The organism is Streptomyces koelreuteriae (assembly GCF_018604545.1).
GTDB classification, from domain to species: Bacteria; Actinomycetota; Actinomycetes; order Streptomycetales; family Streptomycetaceae; genus Streptomyces; species Streptomyces koelreuteriae.
Genome location: NZ_CP075896.1, coordinates 6,319,847 through 6,336,641 on the forward strand (window position 1 = coordinate 6,319,847; position 16,795 = coordinate 6,336,641).

The window sequence follows — 16,795 nt, forward strand, 5'->3', positions numbered from 1 at the left end:
AACCCCCGCGCCGGCGTGCCCCGGCCCTCGCCGAGCCCGCCTGCCCTCGTGATCCCGGCGCTCGCCCGGCTCTTGGCGCGGTCTCCGCTCGCGGATTCGCGGTGGCTCGGGTCTCGGGCCGGGTAGCTCGGGTGTCTGCCGGGTGGTCTCCGTTGGGTCAAGCCCGTGGCGGTGCCGGGGCCGGCGGGCTCGATGCCCGGTGCCGCCGTGCGGCGGGCCTGGCCGGGTCCGCCTGTCTCCGTGATCCCGGCGTTCGTCCGGCCCCTGGCGCGGTGTCCCCTCGTGGGCTCGCGGCCGCTCGGGTGTTCGCCGGGCCGTCGCCGTTGTGCGCCCTCGGCCCCGAGGCCCGGGGCCGGATCGGCCGTGGGGCCCCAGCCGTGTCCGTCAGTCCCCAGTCCACCCCGACCCCCGGCAGGTGACGGAAGTGTCCGACAGGGAACCCCCGCGCCGGCGTGTGCCCGGTCCTGCCAGGCCCGCTCGGTCTGATGCCCGGCGGCGGCCGGGGCCCGGTGCGCGGCCGGTGCGGCGGCCGGGTCAGGGACGGCCGGGGGCGTCCCGGCCGCTGCGGCTGGGCAGTCCCCGGCCCCGGCTGCGGCTGGTCGGGCTCGCGCTGACGCTGGTGATGATCGCCTTCGTCGTGCGGCTGTTCCAGGTGCAGGCCGTCGACGCGAGCACGTACGCGGCCAAGGCCGAGCAGAACCGCTATGTCGGGCAGGTGCTGGCAGCCGACCGGGGCGAGATCACCGACCGGTCCGGTGTGGCCCTGGCGACCAGTGAGGACGCCTACGACATCACGGCCGACCCCACCATGTTCGCCCCGGACCACCTGAAGATCGGTGACGGGCCCGAGCAGGCCGCCGCGCTCCTCGCGCCGATCCTCGGCCAGGACCAGGAAGCCCTGGTCGAGAAGCTGCGGCCGAAGAACAAGAACCTGCGCTACGCGAAGCTGGCCTCCCGGCAGACCCCGCAGGTCTGGAAGCAGATCAAGGACCTGAAGTCCGCGCTGGCCAAGAAGGAGGAGACGGACAAGTCAGCGCACAACGTCCTCGCGGGTGTCTTCTCCGTCGCCACCAGCAAGCGCGTGTACCCCAACGGCGACCTCGCCGCCGGGATACTGGGCTGGGTCAACGGCGAGGGCAAGCCCGGCGGCGGCATCGAACTGCAGCTGGACAAGGAACTGGCCGGCAAGGACGGCAAGATCCGCTACGCCCAGTCCGGCGGCCGTCTCGTCCCCACCGTGGGTTCCACCGAGACCCCCGCCGTGCCCGGCAGCGACGTCGAGCTCACCATCGACCGCGACATCCAGTGGGCCGCCCAGAAGGCCATCAGCGACCAGGTGAAGGAGTCCGCGGCCGACCGCGGCTACGTCATCGTCCAGGACACCCGCACCGGACAGATCCTGGCCATGGCCAACTCACCCGGCTTCGACCCCAACGACCTGTCGGACGCCGACTCGGCGGCGCTCGGCAACGCGGCCGTCCAGGACGCCTTCGAGCCCGGCTCCACCGCCAAGGTCATGTCGATGGCCGCCGTCCTCCAGGAGAACACCGCCACCCCGATGACCCACGTCGTCGTGCCCAACCGGCTGCACCGCGGCGACCGGCTCTTCAAGGACGACATCGACCACCCGACCTGGTACCTGACGCTCAACGGCGTCCTCGCCAAGTCGAGCAACATCGGCACCATCCTCGCCACCGGCCAGCTCCGCAAGACCCAGGCCCAGTCCAACAAGGTCCTCTACGACTACCTGCGCAAGTTCGGCCTCGGCGACTACACCGGCCTCGGCTTCCCCGGCGAGACCAAGGGCATCCTCGCCCCGCCCGACAAGTGGTCGACCTCGCAGCAGTACACGATTCCTTTCGGCCAAGGCGTCTCCATCAACGCCATGCAGGCGGCGTCCGTGTACTCGACCATCGCCAACGGCGGCGTCCGCGTCGAACCCTCGCTCGTCCGCGGCACCAAGGGCCCCGAAGGCCGCTTCGCCCCGGCCCCCGAGCCCAAGAAGACGCGGGTCGTCAGCACCAAGACGGCGAAGACCCTCGCCCAGATGCTGGAGTCCGTCGTGGACGACGAGGAGGGCACCGGCACCAAGGCGCGCATCCCCGGCTACCGCGTCGCGGGCAAGACGGGCACGGCCAACCGCGTGGATCCGGCCACCGGCAAGTACCACGGCTATACCTCGTCCTTCGCCGGCTTCGCGCCCGCCGACAAGCCCCGCGTGACCGTCTACTGCGCCATCCAGAACGCCACCCAGGGCAGCTACTTCGGCGGCCAGATCTGCGGCCCCGTCTACAAGCGGGTCATGGAGTTCGCACTGAAGTCCCTCCAGGTCCCGCCGACCGGCGCCAAGGCCGCGAAGCTGCCCGTCTCCTTCCAGAACTGACCGGAACCGAACCCCGAGCCCTGATCAGCACCGAGCATCACCGAGCCACCAGGACCGCCCCCGTGACAACGATCACCCCCGACCCCGGGAACCAGAGCACCCCCGCCCCCTCACTTCGCCCGGAGGCGGGTGCGCCCGGTACGCTCACCGCCGTGCCACACGCTGATCAGTCCCAAACCACCCAGAAGGGCCATCCCGTGACATACCCCGGGCCGCCCAGGCCGGTGCAGGTCTCCGCCACACCCCTCGCGGAACTCTCCGATCAGCTGGGTGTTCCCACGCCGGAGAGCGCCGCCGAGGTCACGGGCATCACCCACGACTCGCGCGCCGTACGCCCCGGCGATCTGTACGCCGCCCTCCCGGGCGCTCGCCTGCACGGCGCCGACTTCGTCACGCAGGCCGCCGGCCTCGGCGCGGCAGCCGTGCTCACCGACCCCACCGGCGCCGAGCGCGCCGCGGAGTCCGGGCTGCCGGTCCTCGTCGTCGACGACCCGCGCGCGCAGATGGGCGAGCTGGCCGCCACGATCTACGGCCACCCCGGCCGGGACCTGCTCCAGATCGGCATCACCGGCACCTCCGGCAAGACCACCACGGCCTACCTCGTCGAGGGCGGCCTGAAGACCGTCAGGTCCACCGGCCTGATCGGCACGGTCGAGATGCGCATCGGCGACGAGCGCATCAAGTCCGAGCGCACCACCCCCGAGGCCACCGACCTCCAGGCCCTGTTCGCCGTCATGCTCGAACGCGGCGTCGACGCCGTCGCCATGGAGGTCTCCAGCCACGCCCTGGTCCTCGGCCGGGTCGACGCCTGTGTCTTCGACATCGGCGTCTTCACCAACCTCAGCCCGGAGCACATGGAGTTCCACTCCGGCATGGAGGACTACTTCCAGGCCAAGGCGCAGCTCTTCACGCCGGGACGCGGCAAACTCGGCGTGGTCAACATCGACGACGAGTACGGCCGCAGGCTCGCGAACGAGGCCACCGTCCCGGTCGTCACCTACTCCGCCGAGGGCCACCCCGACGCCGACTGGCGCGCCGAGGACGTCGAGGTCGGCCAACTCGACTCGACGTTCACCGTCATCGGCCCCAAGGGTGAGCGGATCAGCGCCAAGTCACCGCTGCCGGGCCCCTTCAACGTGGCCAACACCCTCGCCGCGATCGTCGCCCTGGCCGTCGCCGGCCTCGACCCGCAGGCCGCCGCCGACGGTGTCGCCGCCGTACCCGGCGTGCCGGGCCGTCTGGAGCGCGTGGACGCCGGTCAGCCCTACCTCGCGGTCGTCGACTACGCCCACAAGACCGACGCGGTCGAATCGGTCCTCAAGGCCCTCCGCAAGGTCACCGAGGGCAAGCTGCACATCGTCCTCGGCTGCGGCGGCGACCGGGACAAGTCCAAGCGCGAGCCCATGGGCGCCGCCGCGGCCCGGCTCGCCGACACCGCCGTACTGACCTCCGACAACCCCCGCTCCGAGGACCCCCTCGCGATCCTCGCCACGATGCTCCAGGGCGCGGCCTCCGTGCCCGCGTTCGAGCGTGGCGAGGTGCAGGTCTTCGAGGACCGGGCCGCCGCGATCGCCGCCGCCGTCGCCCGTGCCGAGCCCGGCGACACCGTGCTGGTCGCGGGCAAGGGCCATGAGCAGGGCCAGGACATCGCCGGGGTGGTCCGTCCCTTCGACGACCGCCAGGTACTTCGCGAAGCCGTCCAGAAGACCCAGGGATGAAAATCCAGAAGACCCAGGGGATGAACTTGTGATCGCCCTCTCCCTCGCCGAGATCGCAGAAGTCGTCGGCGGGCAGACACACGACATACCGGATCCGTCCGTCCAGGTCACCGGACCGGTCGTCCGTGACTCTCGCGAGGCGGTGCCGGGCAGCCTGTTCGCCGCCTTCGCCGGCGAGCGCGTGGACGGACACGACTACGCGGCGGCGGTCGTCGAGGCGGGAGCGGTGGCCGTGCTCGGCACCCGGCCCGTCGGCGTGCCCGCGATCGTCGTGGACGACGTCCAGAGCGCCCTCGGCGCCCTCGCCCGGCACGTCGTACGCCGTCTCGGTGCCACCCTCGTCGCCCTCACCGGCTCGGCGGGCAAGACCAGCACCAAGGACCTCATCGCGCAGGTGCTCCAGCGCAAGGCGCCGACGGTGTTCACGCCCGGCTCCCTCAACAACGAGATCGGACTGCCGCTGACCGCGCTCAGCGCCACCGAGGAGACCAGGTTCCTCGTCCTGGAGATGGGCGCCCGGGGTATCGGGCACATCAGCTACCTCGCCGGTCTGACGCCCCCGAAGGTCGGCCTCGTCCTCAACGTCGGCAGCGCCCACATCGGCGAGTTCGGCGGCCGTGAGCAGATCGCCCAGGCGAAGGGCGAACTCGTCGAGGCGCTCCCGTCCGAGGCCGAGGGCGGAACCGCCATCCTGAACGCGGACGACCCCTACGTGCGGGCCATGGCCGCCCGTACGAAGGCGAAGGTGATCTTTTTCGGAGAGTCCGGCGAAGCGGACGTCTCCGCCGAGAACGTGCGACTCACGGACAGCGGACAGCCCTCGTTCAGGCTTCACACACCCTCCGGTGCAAGTGACGTGACCATGCGCCTGTACGGTGAGCACCACGTGTCGAACGCGCTCGCCGCGGCCGCCGTCGCCCACGAACTGGGCATGTCCGCAGACGAGATCGCCGTGGCGCTCTCCGAGGCGGGCTCCCTCTCCCGCTGGCGGATGGAGGTCACCGAGCGCCCGGACGGCGTGACGATCGTCAACGACGCCTACAACGCGAACCCCGAGTCCATGCGAGCCGCTCTGCGCGCGCTCGCGGCGATGGGCAAGGGGCGGCGGACCTGGGCGGTGCTCGGCAAGATGGCCGAGCTCGGGGACGAGGCTCTCGCCGAGCACGACGCGGTCGGGCGGCTCGCCGTCCGGCTCAACGTCAGCAAGCTCGTCGCGGTCGGTGGCAGGGAAGCCGCCTGGCTGCAACTGGGCGCATATAACGAGGGTTCGTGGGGTGAGGAGTCGGTGCACGTGTCCGACGCACAGGCGGCGGTCGACCTGTTGCGCAGCGAGTTGCGCCCGGGGGATGTCGTGCTCGTGAAGGCGTCCCGTTCGGTCGGCCTCGAGAGCGTGGCGCAGGCGCTCCTCGAGTCCGGTGCCGAGGGTGAGGTTTCCGCCCGATGATGAAGCAGATCCTGTTCGCAGGAGTCATTGGCCTCTTCCTGACCCTGGTCGGCACCCCGCTGCTGATCAAGCTGCTCGCCCGCAAGGGCTACGGCCAGTACATCCGCGACGACGGCCCGCGCGAGCACGCCAGCAAGCGCGGTACGCCGACCATGGGCGGTATCGCCTTCATCCTGGCGACGGTCGCCGCGTACTTCCTGGCGAAGGTGATCACGGGCTATCTGGACCCGGAGGCCGACGCGGCGCCGACCTTCTCGGGTCTGCTGGTGCTCGGCCTGATGGTCGGCATGGGCCTGGTCGGCTTCCTCGACGACTACATCAAGATCGTCAAGCGGCGTTCGCTGGGTCTGCGGGCCAAGGCGAAGATGGCCGGCCAGCTGATCGTCGGCATCGGGTTCGCCGTGCTGTCGCTGCAGTTCGCGGACAACCGCGGCAACACCCCCGCCTCCACGAAGCTGTCGTTCATCACGGACTTCGGCTGGACGATCGGACCCGTGCTGTTCGTCGTCTGGGCGCTGTTCATGATTCTCGCGATGTCGAACGGCGTGAACCTGACCGACGGTCTGGACGGTCTGGCCACCGGCGCCTCGGTGCTGGTCTTCGGCGCCTACACCTTCATCGGCGTCTGGCAGTTCCAGGAGTCCTGCGCCAACGCGCAGACCCTGACCAACCCGGGCGCGTGCTACGAGGTGCGAGATCCCCTCGACCTGGCGGTGGTCGCCTCGGCGCTGATGGGCGCCTGCCTCGGCTTCCTGTGGTGGAACACCTCGCCGGCCAAGATCTTCATGGGTGACACCGGTTCGCTCGCGCTCGGCGGTGTGCTCGCCGGCCTCGCGATCTGCTCCCGCACCGAGCTGCTGATCGCCATCCTCGGCGGCCTCTTCGTCCTGATCACCATGTCCGTGGTGATCCAGGTCGGTTCCTTCCGCCTGACCGGGAAGCGCGTCTTCCGGATGGCGCCACTCCAGCACCACTTCGAACTCAAGGGCTGGTCCGAAGTGCTTGTCGTGGTCCGCTTCTGGATCATTCAGGGCATTTGTGTGATCGTCGGACTAGGCCTCTTCTACGCAGGATGGGCAGCGGACAAGTGACCTCCTCGGAGCCCTTCGCCTTCCAGGGCAAGCACATCACCGTCGCCGGGCTCGGCGTCTCCGGCGTCCCGGCGGCCAAGGTGCTGCACGGCCTCGGCGCGATCGTCACGGTCGTCAACGACGGCGCCGACGAGCGCGCCCGGGCGCAGGCGGCCGACTTGGAGGCGCTCGGCATCACCGTGCGCCTCGGTGACGGCGACACCCTGCCCGAGGGCTCCGAGCTGATCGTCACCGCGCCCGGCTGGAAGCCGGACAAGCCGCTGTTCGCGGCGGCTCGTGCCGCGGGTCTGGAGATCTGGGGCGACGTCGAACTGGCCTGGCGCCTGCGCGGCCCCGACGCCGCCCCCTGGCTGGCCGTCACGGGCACCAACGGCAAGACCACGACCGTCCAGATGCTCGCCTCGATCCTGGAGGCGGCGGGCCTGCGCACCGCCGCCGTCGGCAACATCGGCGTCTCGCTCCTGGACGCGGTGCTCGGCGAGGAGCGCTACGACGTGCTCGCCGTGGAACTGTCCAGCTACCAGCTCCACTGGGCGCCGTCGCTGCGCGCCCACTCGGCCGCCGTGCTGAACCTCGCCCCCGACCACCTCGACTGGCACGGCTCCATGGAGGCGTACGCCGCCGACAAGGGCCGGATCTACGAGGGCAATCAGATCGCCTGCGTCTACAACGCGGCCGACAAGGCCACCGAGGACCTGGTCCGCGAGGCCGACGTCGAGGAGGGCTGCCGCGCCATCGGCTTCACCCTGGGCACGCCCGGGCCCTCCCAACTCGGTGTCGTGGAGGGCATCCTGGTCGACCGCGCCTTCGTGGAGAACCGGCAGAAGAACGCCCAGGAGCTCGCCGAGGTCGCCGACGTGAACCCGCCGGCCCCGCACAACATCGCCAACGCCCTCGCGGCGGCGGCCCTCGCCCGGGCCTACGGGGTGCCCGCCAAGGCCGTACGGGACGGTCTGCGGGCCTTCACCCCGGACGCCCACCGCATCGCGCACGTGGCCGACGTGGACGGCGTCGCGTACGTCGACGACTCCAAGGCCACCAACACGCATGCGGCGGAAGCCTCGTTGGCGGCCTACGAGCCGATCGTGTGGATCGCGGGCGGGCTCGCCAAGGGCGCCGTCTTCGACGAGCTGGTCGCCAAGTCGGCGGGGCGGCTGCGCGGCGCCGTGCTGATCGGCGCGGACCGCGCGCTCATCCGGGAAGCCCTCGCGCGACACGCCCCGGAAGTACCCGTCGTCGACCTCGACCGGACCGACACTGGGGCGATGCTCCAGGCCGTCCAGGAGGCGCGGCGGCTCGCACAGCCCGGCGACACGGTGCTGCTGGCCCCGGCCTGCGCCTCGATGGACATGTTCACCAACTACAACAAGCGCGGTGACGCGTTCGCGGAGGCGGTTCGCGAACTCGGCGCGGGCACCTGACGGTCGGTCTCGGCCACGACGGGTGCTTCGGGACCCTTGGAGGGACGCGTGACTCGGATGTGGCCCGAGACCAGCCGGCGGACACCCGCCGCCGACCCGGGGCCGACGCCCCCACCCCTTCCACGCGCGTCCGCGGGAGCCGTCCATGCCCGGTAGCCGTACCGGAGGGCCGCCCGCGCAGCGGCCCGTCCGCCGGCCCGCCGTGGCCCGGACGTCGCGCGAGAGCGGTGTCCTGGGGCTGTATCTGCGGGCGCGCAGGGGCTGGGACCGGCCGCTGACCGCCTACTACCTGATCTTCGGCGGCAGTCTGCTGATCACCGTGCTGGGGCTGGTGATGGTCTACTCGGCCTCCCAGATCACCGCGCTGCAGATGTCGCTGCCGGGCTCGTACTTCTTCCGCAAGCAGCTGCTCGCCGCGGTGATCGGCGCCGGGCTGCTGTTCTCCGCCTCACGGATGCCGGTGAAACTGCACCGGGCGCTGGCCTACCCCATCCTCGCGGGCGCCGTCTTCCTGATGATCCTGGTGCAGATCCCCGGGATAGGAGTGTCGGTCAACGGCAACCAGAACTGGATCGCGGTGGGCGGCTCCTTCCAGATCCAGCCCAGCGAGTTCGGCAAGCTCGCCCTCGTGCTGTGGGGCGCCGACCTGCTCGCCCGCAAGCAGGACCGGAAGCTGCTGACCCAGTGGAAGCACATGCTCGTCCCGCTGGTGCCGGCCGCCTTCATGCTGCTCGGGCTGATCATGATCGGCGGCGACATGGGCACCGCGATCATCCTCACGGCCATCCTGTTCGGCCTGCTGTGGCTCGCCGGCGCGCCCACGCGGCTGTTCGCCGGTGTGCTGTCGATCGCCGCCGTGCTCGGCCTGATCCTCATCAAGACCAGCGCCAACCGCATGGCCCGGCTGCAGTGCCTCGGTGCCACCGAGCCTCAGTCGGGTCCCGTCGACTGCTGGCAGGCCGTGCACGGCATCTACGCCCTGGCCTCGGGCGGAATCTTCGGCTCCGGGCTGGGTGCGAGTGTGGAGAAATGGGGCCAACTCCCCGAAGCCCACACCGACTTCATCTTCGCCGTCACCGGTGAGGAACTGGGCCTGGCGGGGACGCTGTCGGTACTCGCCCTCTTCGCGGCTCTAGGCTATGCGGGTATCCGCGTGGCCGGACGCACGGAGGACCCCTTCGTGAGGTATGCCGCGGGAGGCGTGACCACCTGGATCACGGCGCAGGCCGTGATCAACATCGGTGCGGTGCTCGGTCTGCTGCCGATCGCCGGTGTCCCCCTCCCGCTGTTCTCCTACGGGGGATCCGCCCTGCTGCCGACCATGTTCGCCATCGGGCTGCTGATCGCCTTCGCACGCGACGAGCCCGCTGCGCGGGCGGCGCTTGCGATGCGGCAACCCCGCTTTGGTAGAAAGCGGGGGACTGGGGGCACCGGTTCCATTCGGAGTCCCCGGAGATGGAACACGATGCGACGACGTGCCTCGGCGGCGCGCTCGTCCGGAGAGCGGTGAATTTCGGTGCATGTCGTACTCGCCGGCGGAGGAACCGCGGGCCACATCGAGCCCGCGCTCGCCCTCGCGGACGCCCTGCGCAGGCAGGATCCGAGCGTGGGCATCACGGCCCTGGGAACGGAGCGCGGCCTCGAGACACGTCTCGTACCCGAGCGTGGGTACGAACTCGCGCTGATCCCCGCCGTGCCGCTGCCGCGCAAGCCCACCCCCGAGCTGATCACCGTGCCGGGCCGGCTGCGCGGGACGATCAAGGCGACCGAGCAGATCCTGGAGCGCACCAAGGCGGACGCCGTGGTCGGCTTCGGCGGCTACGTCGCCCTGCCCGGCTACCTCGCGGCCAAGCGCCTCGGTGTGCCGATCGTCATCCACGAGGCCAACGCCCGCCCGGGCCTGGCCAACAAGATCGGTTCGCGCTACGCCAGCCAGGTCGCGGTCTCCACGCCGGACAGCAAGCTGCGGGGCGCCCGTTACATCGGCATCCCGCTGCGCCGCTCCATCGCCACCCTGGACCGGGCCGCCGTACGCCCCGAGGCCCGGGCCGCGTTCGGTCTCGACCCGAACCTGCCCACGCTGCTGGTCACCGGCGGCTCCCAGGGCGCCCGCAGGCTGAACGAGGTCGTCCAGCAGGTCGCGCCCTGGCTCCAGCAGGCCGGAATCCAGATCCTGCACGCGGTCGGTCCGAAGAACGAACTGCCGCAGGTCCACCAGATGCCGGGAATGCCCCCCTACATCCCGGTAAGTTATCTGGACCGGATGGACCTCGCGTACGCCGCGGCGGACATGATGCTCTGCCGCGCGGGCGCGATGACCGTCGCCGAACTCTCCGCCGTCGGGCTCCCGGCCGCCTACGTCCCGCTGCCCATCGGCAACGGCGAACAGCGGCTCAACGCCCAGCCAGTGGTCAAGGCCGGCGGCGGTCTGCTGGTCGACGACGCGGAGCTGACCCCCGAGTGGGTCCAGCAGAACGTCCTGCCGGTGCTCGCCGACCCGCACCGGCTGTACCAGATGTCCCGCAGCGCCGCCGAGTTCGGCCGCCGGGACGCCGACGACCTGCTCGTCGGCATGGTGTACGAGGCGATCGCCGCCAGTCGTGCACACCGCTAGGACTGTATGACGGAAGGCAGGGGAGCGTGGCCGGATCGACCACCGCCGAGCGCGGTGAACGCCAGCAGAAGTCGTCCGGCCCGCCGCCCCGTCCACGGTCCAGGCGGGCCCGGCTTCGTGTGATTGTCATCCTGGGCCTCGCCCTGGTCTTCCTCGGCTTCCCGACGGTATGGCTGTTCTACGGCTCCGACTGGCTGCGCGCCGAGCGCGTGTCCGTGTCGGGCACCAGGGTCCTGACACCGGCTCAGGTGCGTGCCGCCGCCGACGTTCCGCTCGGGAAGCCGCTGATTTCCGTCGACACCGACGCGATCGAGTCGCGACTGCGCCGGAAATTGCCCCGAATTGACTCGGTTGACGTGGTCCGTTCCTGGCCCGATGGAATCGGGCTGAAAGTGGTCGAGCGGACTCCGGTTCTGATTGTCCAAAAGGGCGGAAAGTTCGTCGAGGTGGACGATGAAGGTGTCCGTTTCGCCACGGTTCCCGAGGCGCCCAAAGGCGTGCCCGCACTGGAATTGACGCTGTCCCGGTCCAGCTCCGCCGCCGCGAGCCTGCGCCGCTTCGGCGAGGCCCGGCTGGTACGCGAGGCGGTCGTCGTCGCCCGAGCCGTTCCGGCCGCCGTCGCCCGCGCCACACAGACCGTCAAGGTCCGTTCCTACGACGACATCTCACTGGAGTTGAGGGACGGCCGCACGGTCGTCTGGGGCAGCAGCGAGAAGGGCGCGGTCAAGGCCCGTACGCTCACCGCCCTGATGAAAGCCTCGCCCGGCGCGCGCTACTTCGACGTGAGCGTCCCCACCGCGCCCGCGTCATCAGTAAGTTGACGCACATCCGCGCAGGCCAGCACCCTGGTTGGGCAGTGCTACGGCTGATCACATAGGGTGAAAAGAAAAACGGGAGGTTCGGCGTGTTCGTTGAACGTGCGCCACTTGTCGACTTAGTGTCCTGTTCAGAAGACTCCAAGGAACAGACACACTGGTAACCCTAAACTTCAGGGTTAGGGTTCGGGTCGGCGATACGGACCGTCCCATTCGGCATCAGTCGTCGGGTCGCGGGGCGCAGCGCGTCACGGTGATTCGGCGACACGTAACTCGAGGCGAGAGGCCTTCGACGTGGCAGCACCGCAGAACTACCTCGCAGTCATCAAAGTCATCGGTGTCGGCGGCGGTGGTGTCAATGCCATCAACCGGATGATCGAGGTCGGTCTCAAGGGCGTCGAGTTCATCGCCATCAACACCGACGCGCAAGCTCTGTTGATGAGCGACGCCGACGTCAAGCTGGACGTCGGCCGTGAACTCACCCGCGGACTCGGCGCCGGAGCCAACCCGGCCGTGGGCCGCAAGGCCGCCGAGGACCACCGCGAGGAGATCGAGGAGGTCCTCAAGGGGGCCGACATGGTCTTCGTGACAGCCGGTGAAGGCGGCGGCACCGGCACCGGCGGCGCGCCCGTCGTGGCCAACATCGCCCGCTCGCTCGGCGCTCTCACCATCGGTGTGGTCACGCGCCCGTTCACCTTCGAGGGGCGGCGCCGCGCGAACCAGGCCGAGGACGGCATCGCCGAACTCCGCGAAGAGGTCGACACCCTCATCGTCATCCCGAACGACCGGCTGCTGTCCATCTCGGACCGCCAGGTCTCGGTGCTGGACGCGTTCAAGTCGGCCGACCAGGTCCTGCTCTCCGGTGTCCAGGGCATCACCGACCTCATCACCACCCCCGGCCTCATCAACCTCGACTTCGCCGACGTCAAGTCGGTCATGTCCGAGGCGGGCTCGGCGCTGATGGGCATCGGCTCGGCGCGCGGCGACGACCGCGCGGTGGCCGCCGCCGAGATGGCGATCTCCTCGCCGCTGCTGGAGGCGTCCATCGACGGCGCCCGCGGTGTGCTGCTCTCCATCTCCGGCGGGTCCGACCTCGGTCTGTTCGAGATCAACGAGGCCGCCCAGCTGGTGAGCGAGGCCGCTCACCCCGAGGCCAACATCATCTTCGGCGCGGTGATCGACGACGCCCTCGGCGACGAGGTCCGGGTCACCGTGATCGCGGCCGGCTTCGACGGCGGACAGCCGCCCTCCAAGCGGGACAACGTCCTCGGCTCGTCCTCGGCCAAGCGCGAGGAGCCGGCCCCGGCGCGGCAGACCGAGAGCCGGCCGTCCTTCGGCTCGCTCGGCAGCGTGACCCCGAAGGAGGACCCGGAGCCCGCTCCGGAACCGGCGAACGACATCCCGGTCGCCCCGCCGGTCCCGCCGGCGCCGCGGACCTACTCGGACAGCGCGGCCGAGGAACTGGACGTACCGGACTTCCTCAAGTGATCCTTCAGTCGTGATAGGACAGCGCGAAAGCGTGAGCGGCGCGCACTTCGGCTTCACCGACCGGTGGGGCGGAGTGAGCGCCGCTCCGTATGAGGAGCTCAATCTCGGCGGAGCGGTCGGCGACGACCCCGACGCCGTACGCGCCAACCGGGACCTGGCCGCCAAGTCCCTGGGCGTCGAGCCGGACCGGGTGGTCTGGATGAACCAGGTGCACGGGGCCGACGTGGCGGTGGTGGACCGGCCGTGGGGATCTTCGTCCGAGATCCCCTCGGTCGACGCGATCGTCACGGTGAAGCGGGGGCTCGCCCTCGCGGTGCTCACCGCGGACTGCGTGCCGGTCCTGCTCGCCGACCCCGTCGCCGGGATCGTCGCGGCGGCTCACGCGGGCCGGCCCGGCATGATCGCCGGGGTCGTCCCGGCCGCTCTACGCGCGATGACGGACCTGGGCGCCGAGCCCTCCCGGATCGTCGCCCGCACCGGGCCCACCGTCTGCGGCCGGTGCTACGAAGTGCCCGAGGCGATGCGCGCCGAGGTCTCCGCCGTCGAGCCGGCGGCGTACGCCGAAACCAGTTGGGGCACTCCGGCGGTCGACGTGAGTGCCGGAGTGCACGCCCAGCTTGAACGGCTCGGGGTGCGCGACCGGGCGCAGGCTCCGGTGTGCACGCTGGAGTCGGACGATCACTTCTCGTATCGCCGCGACCGGACCACGGGTCGGCTCGCGGGCTATGTATGGCTGGACTGATGGGGCATGACGGACCGTAAGGACGAACTCGCCGCGAATCTGGCGAAAGTTGAGCGACGTATCGCCGATGCGTGCGCGGCCGCCGGGCGGGGGCGCGAGGAAGTGACCCTGATCGTGGTCACCAAGACGTATCCCGCGAGCGATGTGCGCATGCTGGCGGAACTCGGGGTGCGGCACGTCGCCGAGAACCGCGACCAGGACGCGGCCCCCAAGGCCGCCGCCTGTACGGATCTGCCCCTTTCATGGCATTTCGTCGGTCAACTCCAGACCAACAAGGTGCGATCGGTGGTCGGTTACGCGGACTTCGTGCAGTCCGTCGATCGTCCCAAGCTCGTCACAGCTCTGTCGAAGGAGGCTGTGCGGACCGGGCGCGAACTGGGGTGTCTGCTCCAGGTCGCGCTCGACGCCGGGGAGAGCGCGCGGGGCGAGCGGGGCGGCGTGGCCCCCGGCGGGATCGAGGAGTTGGCCGGCCTCGTGGCCGACGCGCCGGGGTTGCGGCTCGGCGGACTGATGACCGTCGCGCCGCTCACCGGCGAATATGCGGGACGCGAACAGGCGGCGTTCGAGCGGTTGATGGTTTTGTCGACCGACCTGCGCCGGAGTCATCCGACTGCCACCATGGTCTCGGCAGGGATGAGTGCGGACCTCGAACAGGCCGTGGCGGCCGGAGCGACACATGTGCGCGTCGGCAGCGCGGTACTCGGAGTCCGCCCCAGGCTCGGGTAACGTCGCCAAGAAGTCGGACCACAGCAGAAAATATGGTCATTGCCGCCGATAGGCGGACTCAAGGACCTCGTGGATCGCAGGCACTTGGCAGTCGTCAGCAGATCCACCACAGAGCGGAGGACTCAGAGCATGGCCGGCGCGATGCGCAAGATGGCGGTCTACCTCGGCCTCGTGGAGGACGATGGGTACGACGGCCGCGGATTCGACCCCGACGACGACTTCGAACCCGAACTGGACCCGGAGCCCGAGCGGGACCACCGACGGCACGAGCCGTCCCATCAGCCGCACGTCTCACATCAGCCCCAAAGGGACGAAGAGGTACGAGTCGTACAGCCGTCCGTGCCTCGCGAACCGGCCCCCCGTTCCGCTTCGCTCCCCGCGGAATCCGGACGCCCGGCGCGTATCGCGCCCGTGGCATCCATCACACAAGAACGCGCAAGTCTGGAGAAGAACGCACCGGTGATCATGCCCAAGGTCGTGTCCGAACGAGAGCCTTACCGGATCACCACACTCCACCCACGGACCTACAACGAGGCCCGTACCATCGGGGAACACTTCCGTGAAGGCACTCCGGTGATCATGAATCTGACTGAGATGGATGACACAGATGCGAAGCGACTTGTCGACTTTGCGGCTGGTCTGGTGTTTGGTCTTCACGGCAGTATCGAGCGGGTGACGCAGAAGGTGTTCCTGTTGTCGCCTGCTAACGTCGATGTCACGGCGGAGGACAAGGCCCGCATCGCAGAGGGCGGGTTCTTCAACCAGAGCTGAGACGCACCACCGGAAACAGCAGTACCCAGCAGGGCACAGGGGAGAGGGAAGCGCAGGTCATGAGCGTGGTTCTGGATGTCATCTACATCGCGCTGATGTGCTTTCTCATCGTGCTCATCTTCCGGTTGGTCATGGACTATGTCTTCCAGTTCGCCCGCTCATGGCAACCCGGCAAGGCGATGGTGGTCGTTCTGGAGGCCACCTACACTGTCACTGATCCACCGCTCAAGCTTCTGCGGCGGGTCATTCCGCCGCTGCGTCTCGGGGGCGTGGCGCTAGACCTGTCCTTCTTCGTACTGATGATCATCGTCTACATCCTGATCTCGATCGTGAGCCGGCTGTGATGAGCGATGTGACCTACCGTCTTGCCGAATGCCGACGACTACGTTGAGGTGAAGAGATGCCGTTGACCCCCGAGGACGTGCGGAACAAGCAGTTCACGACCGTCCGCCTCCGAGAAGGCTATGACGAGGACGAGGTCGATGCCTTCCTCGATGAGGTCGAAGCCGAACTGACCCGCCTGCTCCGCGAGAACGAGGACCTGCGCGCCAAGCTGGCCGCGGCCACGCGCGCTGCTGCCCAGAATCAGCAGAACATGCGCAAGCCTCCGGAGCCCCAGCAGGATCAGCAGCAACAGCAGCAGCAGGGCATGCGCGGTCCGGGTGGTCCTGTACCCGCCGGCATATCGGGCCCGCCGCAGCAGCAGATGGGTGGCCCCATGGGTGGTCCGCCCCAGCTGCCGAGCGGTGCCCCGCAGCTGCCCGCCGGTCCCGGCGGTCAGGGTGGTCCGCAGGGCCCCGGTCCGATGGGCCAGGGTCCGGGCGGTCCCGGCCCGATGCAGCAGCAGATGCAGCAGCAGATGGGTGGCCCGATGGGCGGCCCCATGGGCGGTCCTCCGATGGGCGGCCCCGGTCAGGGAGGCCCCGGTGGCGACAGCGCCGCCCGTGTCCTCTCGCTGGCCCAGCAGACCGCCGACCAGGCGATCGCCGAGGCCCGTTCCGAAGCCAACAAGATCGTCGGGGAAGCGCGTTCGCGTGCCGAGGGTCTGGAGCGTGACGCCCGTGCCAAGGCCGATGCCCTGGAGCGGGACGCGCAGGAGAAGCACCGCGTGGCGATGGGCTCCCTGGAGTCCGCTCGCGCCACGCTGGAGCGCAAGGTCGAGGACCTGCGCGGCTTCGAGCGCGAGTACCGCACGCGCCTGAAGTCGTACCTGGAGTCGCAGCTGCGTCAGCTGGAGACCCAGGCCGACGACTCGCTGGCTCCGCCGCGCACTCCGGCTGCCGCGTCCCTCCCGCCGTCCCCGGCGCCTTCCATGGCTCCGGCCGGCGCGAGCGCCCCGTCCTACGGCGGTGGCAACCAGACGATGGGCGGCGGCCCGTCGCCGTCCGGTCCGTCCTACGGCGGTCAGCAGCAGATGTCTCCGGCGATGACCCAGCCGATGGCGCCCGTGCGTCCGCAGGGCCCCTCGCCGATGGGTCAGGCGCCCTCGCCCATGCGGGGCTTCCTGATCGACGAGGATGACAACTGACGGCCTGATGGCCAGTAGTACGGCGTAGACATCGGCAGCGTTCAGGGCGAGGCC

14 protein-coding genes are annotated in these 16,795 nt (G+C 70.0%); all 14 read left to right on the forward strand.

The genetic code is table 11. The features are described from left to right. Nucleotides 1–424: 424 nt before the first annotated feature. The 14 genes from KJK29_RS28465 to KJK29_RS28530 all read left to right on the forward strand — a co-directional run bounded on the left by KJK29_RS28465 (nucleotide 425) and on the right by KJK29_RS28530 (nucleotide 16,741). Nucleotides 425–2,383 (forward strand): peptidoglycan D,D-transpeptidase FtsI family protein, encoded by a 1,959-nt coding sequence (locus tag KJK29_RS28465; protein ID WP_285439959.1) that lies wholly within the window; start codon nucleotides 425–427, stop codon nucleotides 2,381–2,383. Between the two features lie 197 nt (nucleotides 2,384–2,580). Then, entirely contained in the window at nucleotides 2,581–4,101 is a 1,521-nt protein-coding gene (locus KJK29_RS28470) for a UDP-N-acetylmuramoyl-L-alanyl-D-glutamate--2,6-diaminopimelate ligase (protein ID WP_215122030.1), read from the forward strand. A gap of 28 nt (nucleotides 4,102–4,129) precedes the next feature. Next, on the forward strand, nucleotides 4,130–5,545 hold the full coding sequence (locus KJK29_RS28475; protein WP_215122031.1) for a UDP-N-acetylmuramoyl-tripeptide--D-alanyl-D-alanine ligase: 1,416 nt from the start codon (nucleotides 4,130–4,132) through the stop codon (nucleotides 5,543–5,545). Further along, nucleotides 5,545–6,636: a phospho-N-acetylmuramoyl-pentapeptide-transferase gene (gene mraY / locus KJK29_RS28480; RefSeq protein ID WP_215124499.1), complete on the forward strand. Its 1,092-nt coding sequence runs from the start codon at nucleotides 5,545–5,547 to the stop codon at nucleotides 6,634–6,636. The genes KJK29_RS28475 and mraY overlap by 1 nt, the downstream gene beginning before the upstream one ends. Further along, complete coding sequence (gene murD, locus KJK29_RS28485) at nucleotides 6,618–8,057, forward strand: UDP-N-acetylmuramoyl-L-alanine--D-glutamate ligase (RefSeq protein ID WP_215122032.1); 1,440 nt, start codon at nucleotides 6,618–6,620, stop codon at nucleotides 8,055–8,057. The genes mraY and murD overlap by 19 nt, the downstream gene beginning before the upstream one ends. 145 nt (nucleotides 8,058–8,202) lie before the next feature. After that, nucleotides 8,203–9,567, forward strand: coding sequence for a putative lipid II flippase FtsW (gene ftsW, locus KJK29_RS28490; protein ID WP_215122033.1), 1,365 nt, complete (start codon nucleotides 8,203–8,205; stop codon nucleotides 9,565–9,567). 6 nt (nucleotides 9,568–9,573) lie between these two features. Further along, entirely contained in the window at nucleotides 9,574–10,671 is a 1,098-nt protein-coding gene (murG, locus tag KJK29_RS28495) for an undecaprenyldiphospho-muramoylpentapeptide beta-N-acetylglucosaminyltransferase (RefSeq protein WP_215122034.1), read from the forward strand. Nucleotides 10,672–10,697: 26 nt separating this feature from the next. Further along, entirely contained in the window at nucleotides 10,698–11,492 is a 795-nt protein-coding gene (locus tag KJK29_RS28500) for a cell division protein FtsQ/DivIB (RefSeq protein WP_215122035.1), read from the forward strand. Nucleotides 11,493–11,780: 288 nt separating this feature from the next. Continuing rightward, a complete protein-coding gene (gene ftsZ, locus KJK29_RS28505; RefSeq protein WP_215122036.1) occupies nucleotides 11,781–12,974 on the forward strand; it encodes a cell division protein FtsZ in 1,194 nt (397 codons plus the stop codon). A gap of 10 nt (nucleotides 12,975–12,984) precedes the next feature. Beyond that, nucleotides 12,985–13,716 (forward strand): peptidoglycan editing factor PgeF, encoded by a 732-nt coding sequence (gene pgeF / locus KJK29_RS28510; protein WP_215122037.1) that lies wholly within the window; start codon nucleotides 12,985–12,987, stop codon nucleotides 13,714–13,716. Between the two features lie 6 nt (nucleotides 13,717–13,722). Next, nucleotides 13,723–14,442 (forward strand): YggS family pyridoxal phosphate-dependent enzyme, encoded by a 720-nt coding sequence (locus tag KJK29_RS28515; RefSeq protein ID WP_215122038.1) that lies wholly within the window; start codon nucleotides 13,723–13,725, stop codon nucleotides 14,440–14,442. 129 nt (nucleotides 14,443–14,571) lie between these two features. Beyond that, nucleotides 14,572–15,213: a cell division protein SepF gene (locus tag KJK29_RS28520; RefSeq protein ID WP_184596554.1), complete on the forward strand. Its 642-nt coding sequence runs from the start codon at nucleotides 14,572–14,574 to the stop codon at nucleotides 15,211–15,213. 59 nt (nucleotides 15,214–15,272) lie between these two features. After that, on the forward strand, nucleotides 15,273–15,557 hold the full coding sequence (locus tag KJK29_RS28525; RefSeq protein WP_115908676.1) for a YggT family protein: 285 nt from the start codon (nucleotides 15,273–15,275) through the stop codon (nucleotides 15,555–15,557). Between the two features lie 56 nt (nucleotides 15,558–15,613). Next, nucleotides 15,614–16,741 (forward strand): DivIVA domain-containing protein, encoded by a 1,128-nt coding sequence (locus KJK29_RS28530; RefSeq protein ID WP_215122039.1) that lies wholly within the window; start codon nucleotides 15,614–15,616, stop codon nucleotides 16,739–16,741. The last annotated feature ends 54 nt before the right edge of the window (nucleotides 16,742–16,795 follow it).

Coding starts and splice junctions, on each gene's coding strand:
- mraY (WP_215124499.1), top strand. CDS start 5,545: ATGAAGCAGATCCTGTTCGCAGGAGTCATTGGCCTCTTCCTGACCCTG.
- murD (WP_215122032.1), top strand. CDS start 6,618: ATGGGCAGCGGACAAGTGACCTCCTCGGAGCCCTTCGCCTTCCAGGGC.
- ftsW (WP_215122033.1), top strand. CDS start 8,203: ATGCCCGGTAGCCGTACCGGAGGGCCGCCCGCGCAGCGGCCCGTCCGC.
- KJK29_RS28515 (WP_215122038.1), top strand. CDS start 13,723: ATGACGGACCGTAAGGACGAACTCGCCGCGAATCTGGCGAAAGTTGAG.
- KJK29_RS28520 (WP_184596554.1), top strand. CDS start 14,572: ATGGCCGGCGCGATGCGCAAGATGGCGGTCTACCTCGGCCTCGTGGAG.
- KJK29_RS28525 (WP_115908676.1), top strand. CDS start 15,273: ATGAGCGTGGTTCTGGATGTCATCTACATCGCGCTGATGTGCTTTCTC.
- KJK29_RS28530 (WP_215122039.1), top strand. CDS start 15,614: ATGCCGTTGACCCCCGAGGACGTGCGGAACAAGCAGTTCACGACCGTC.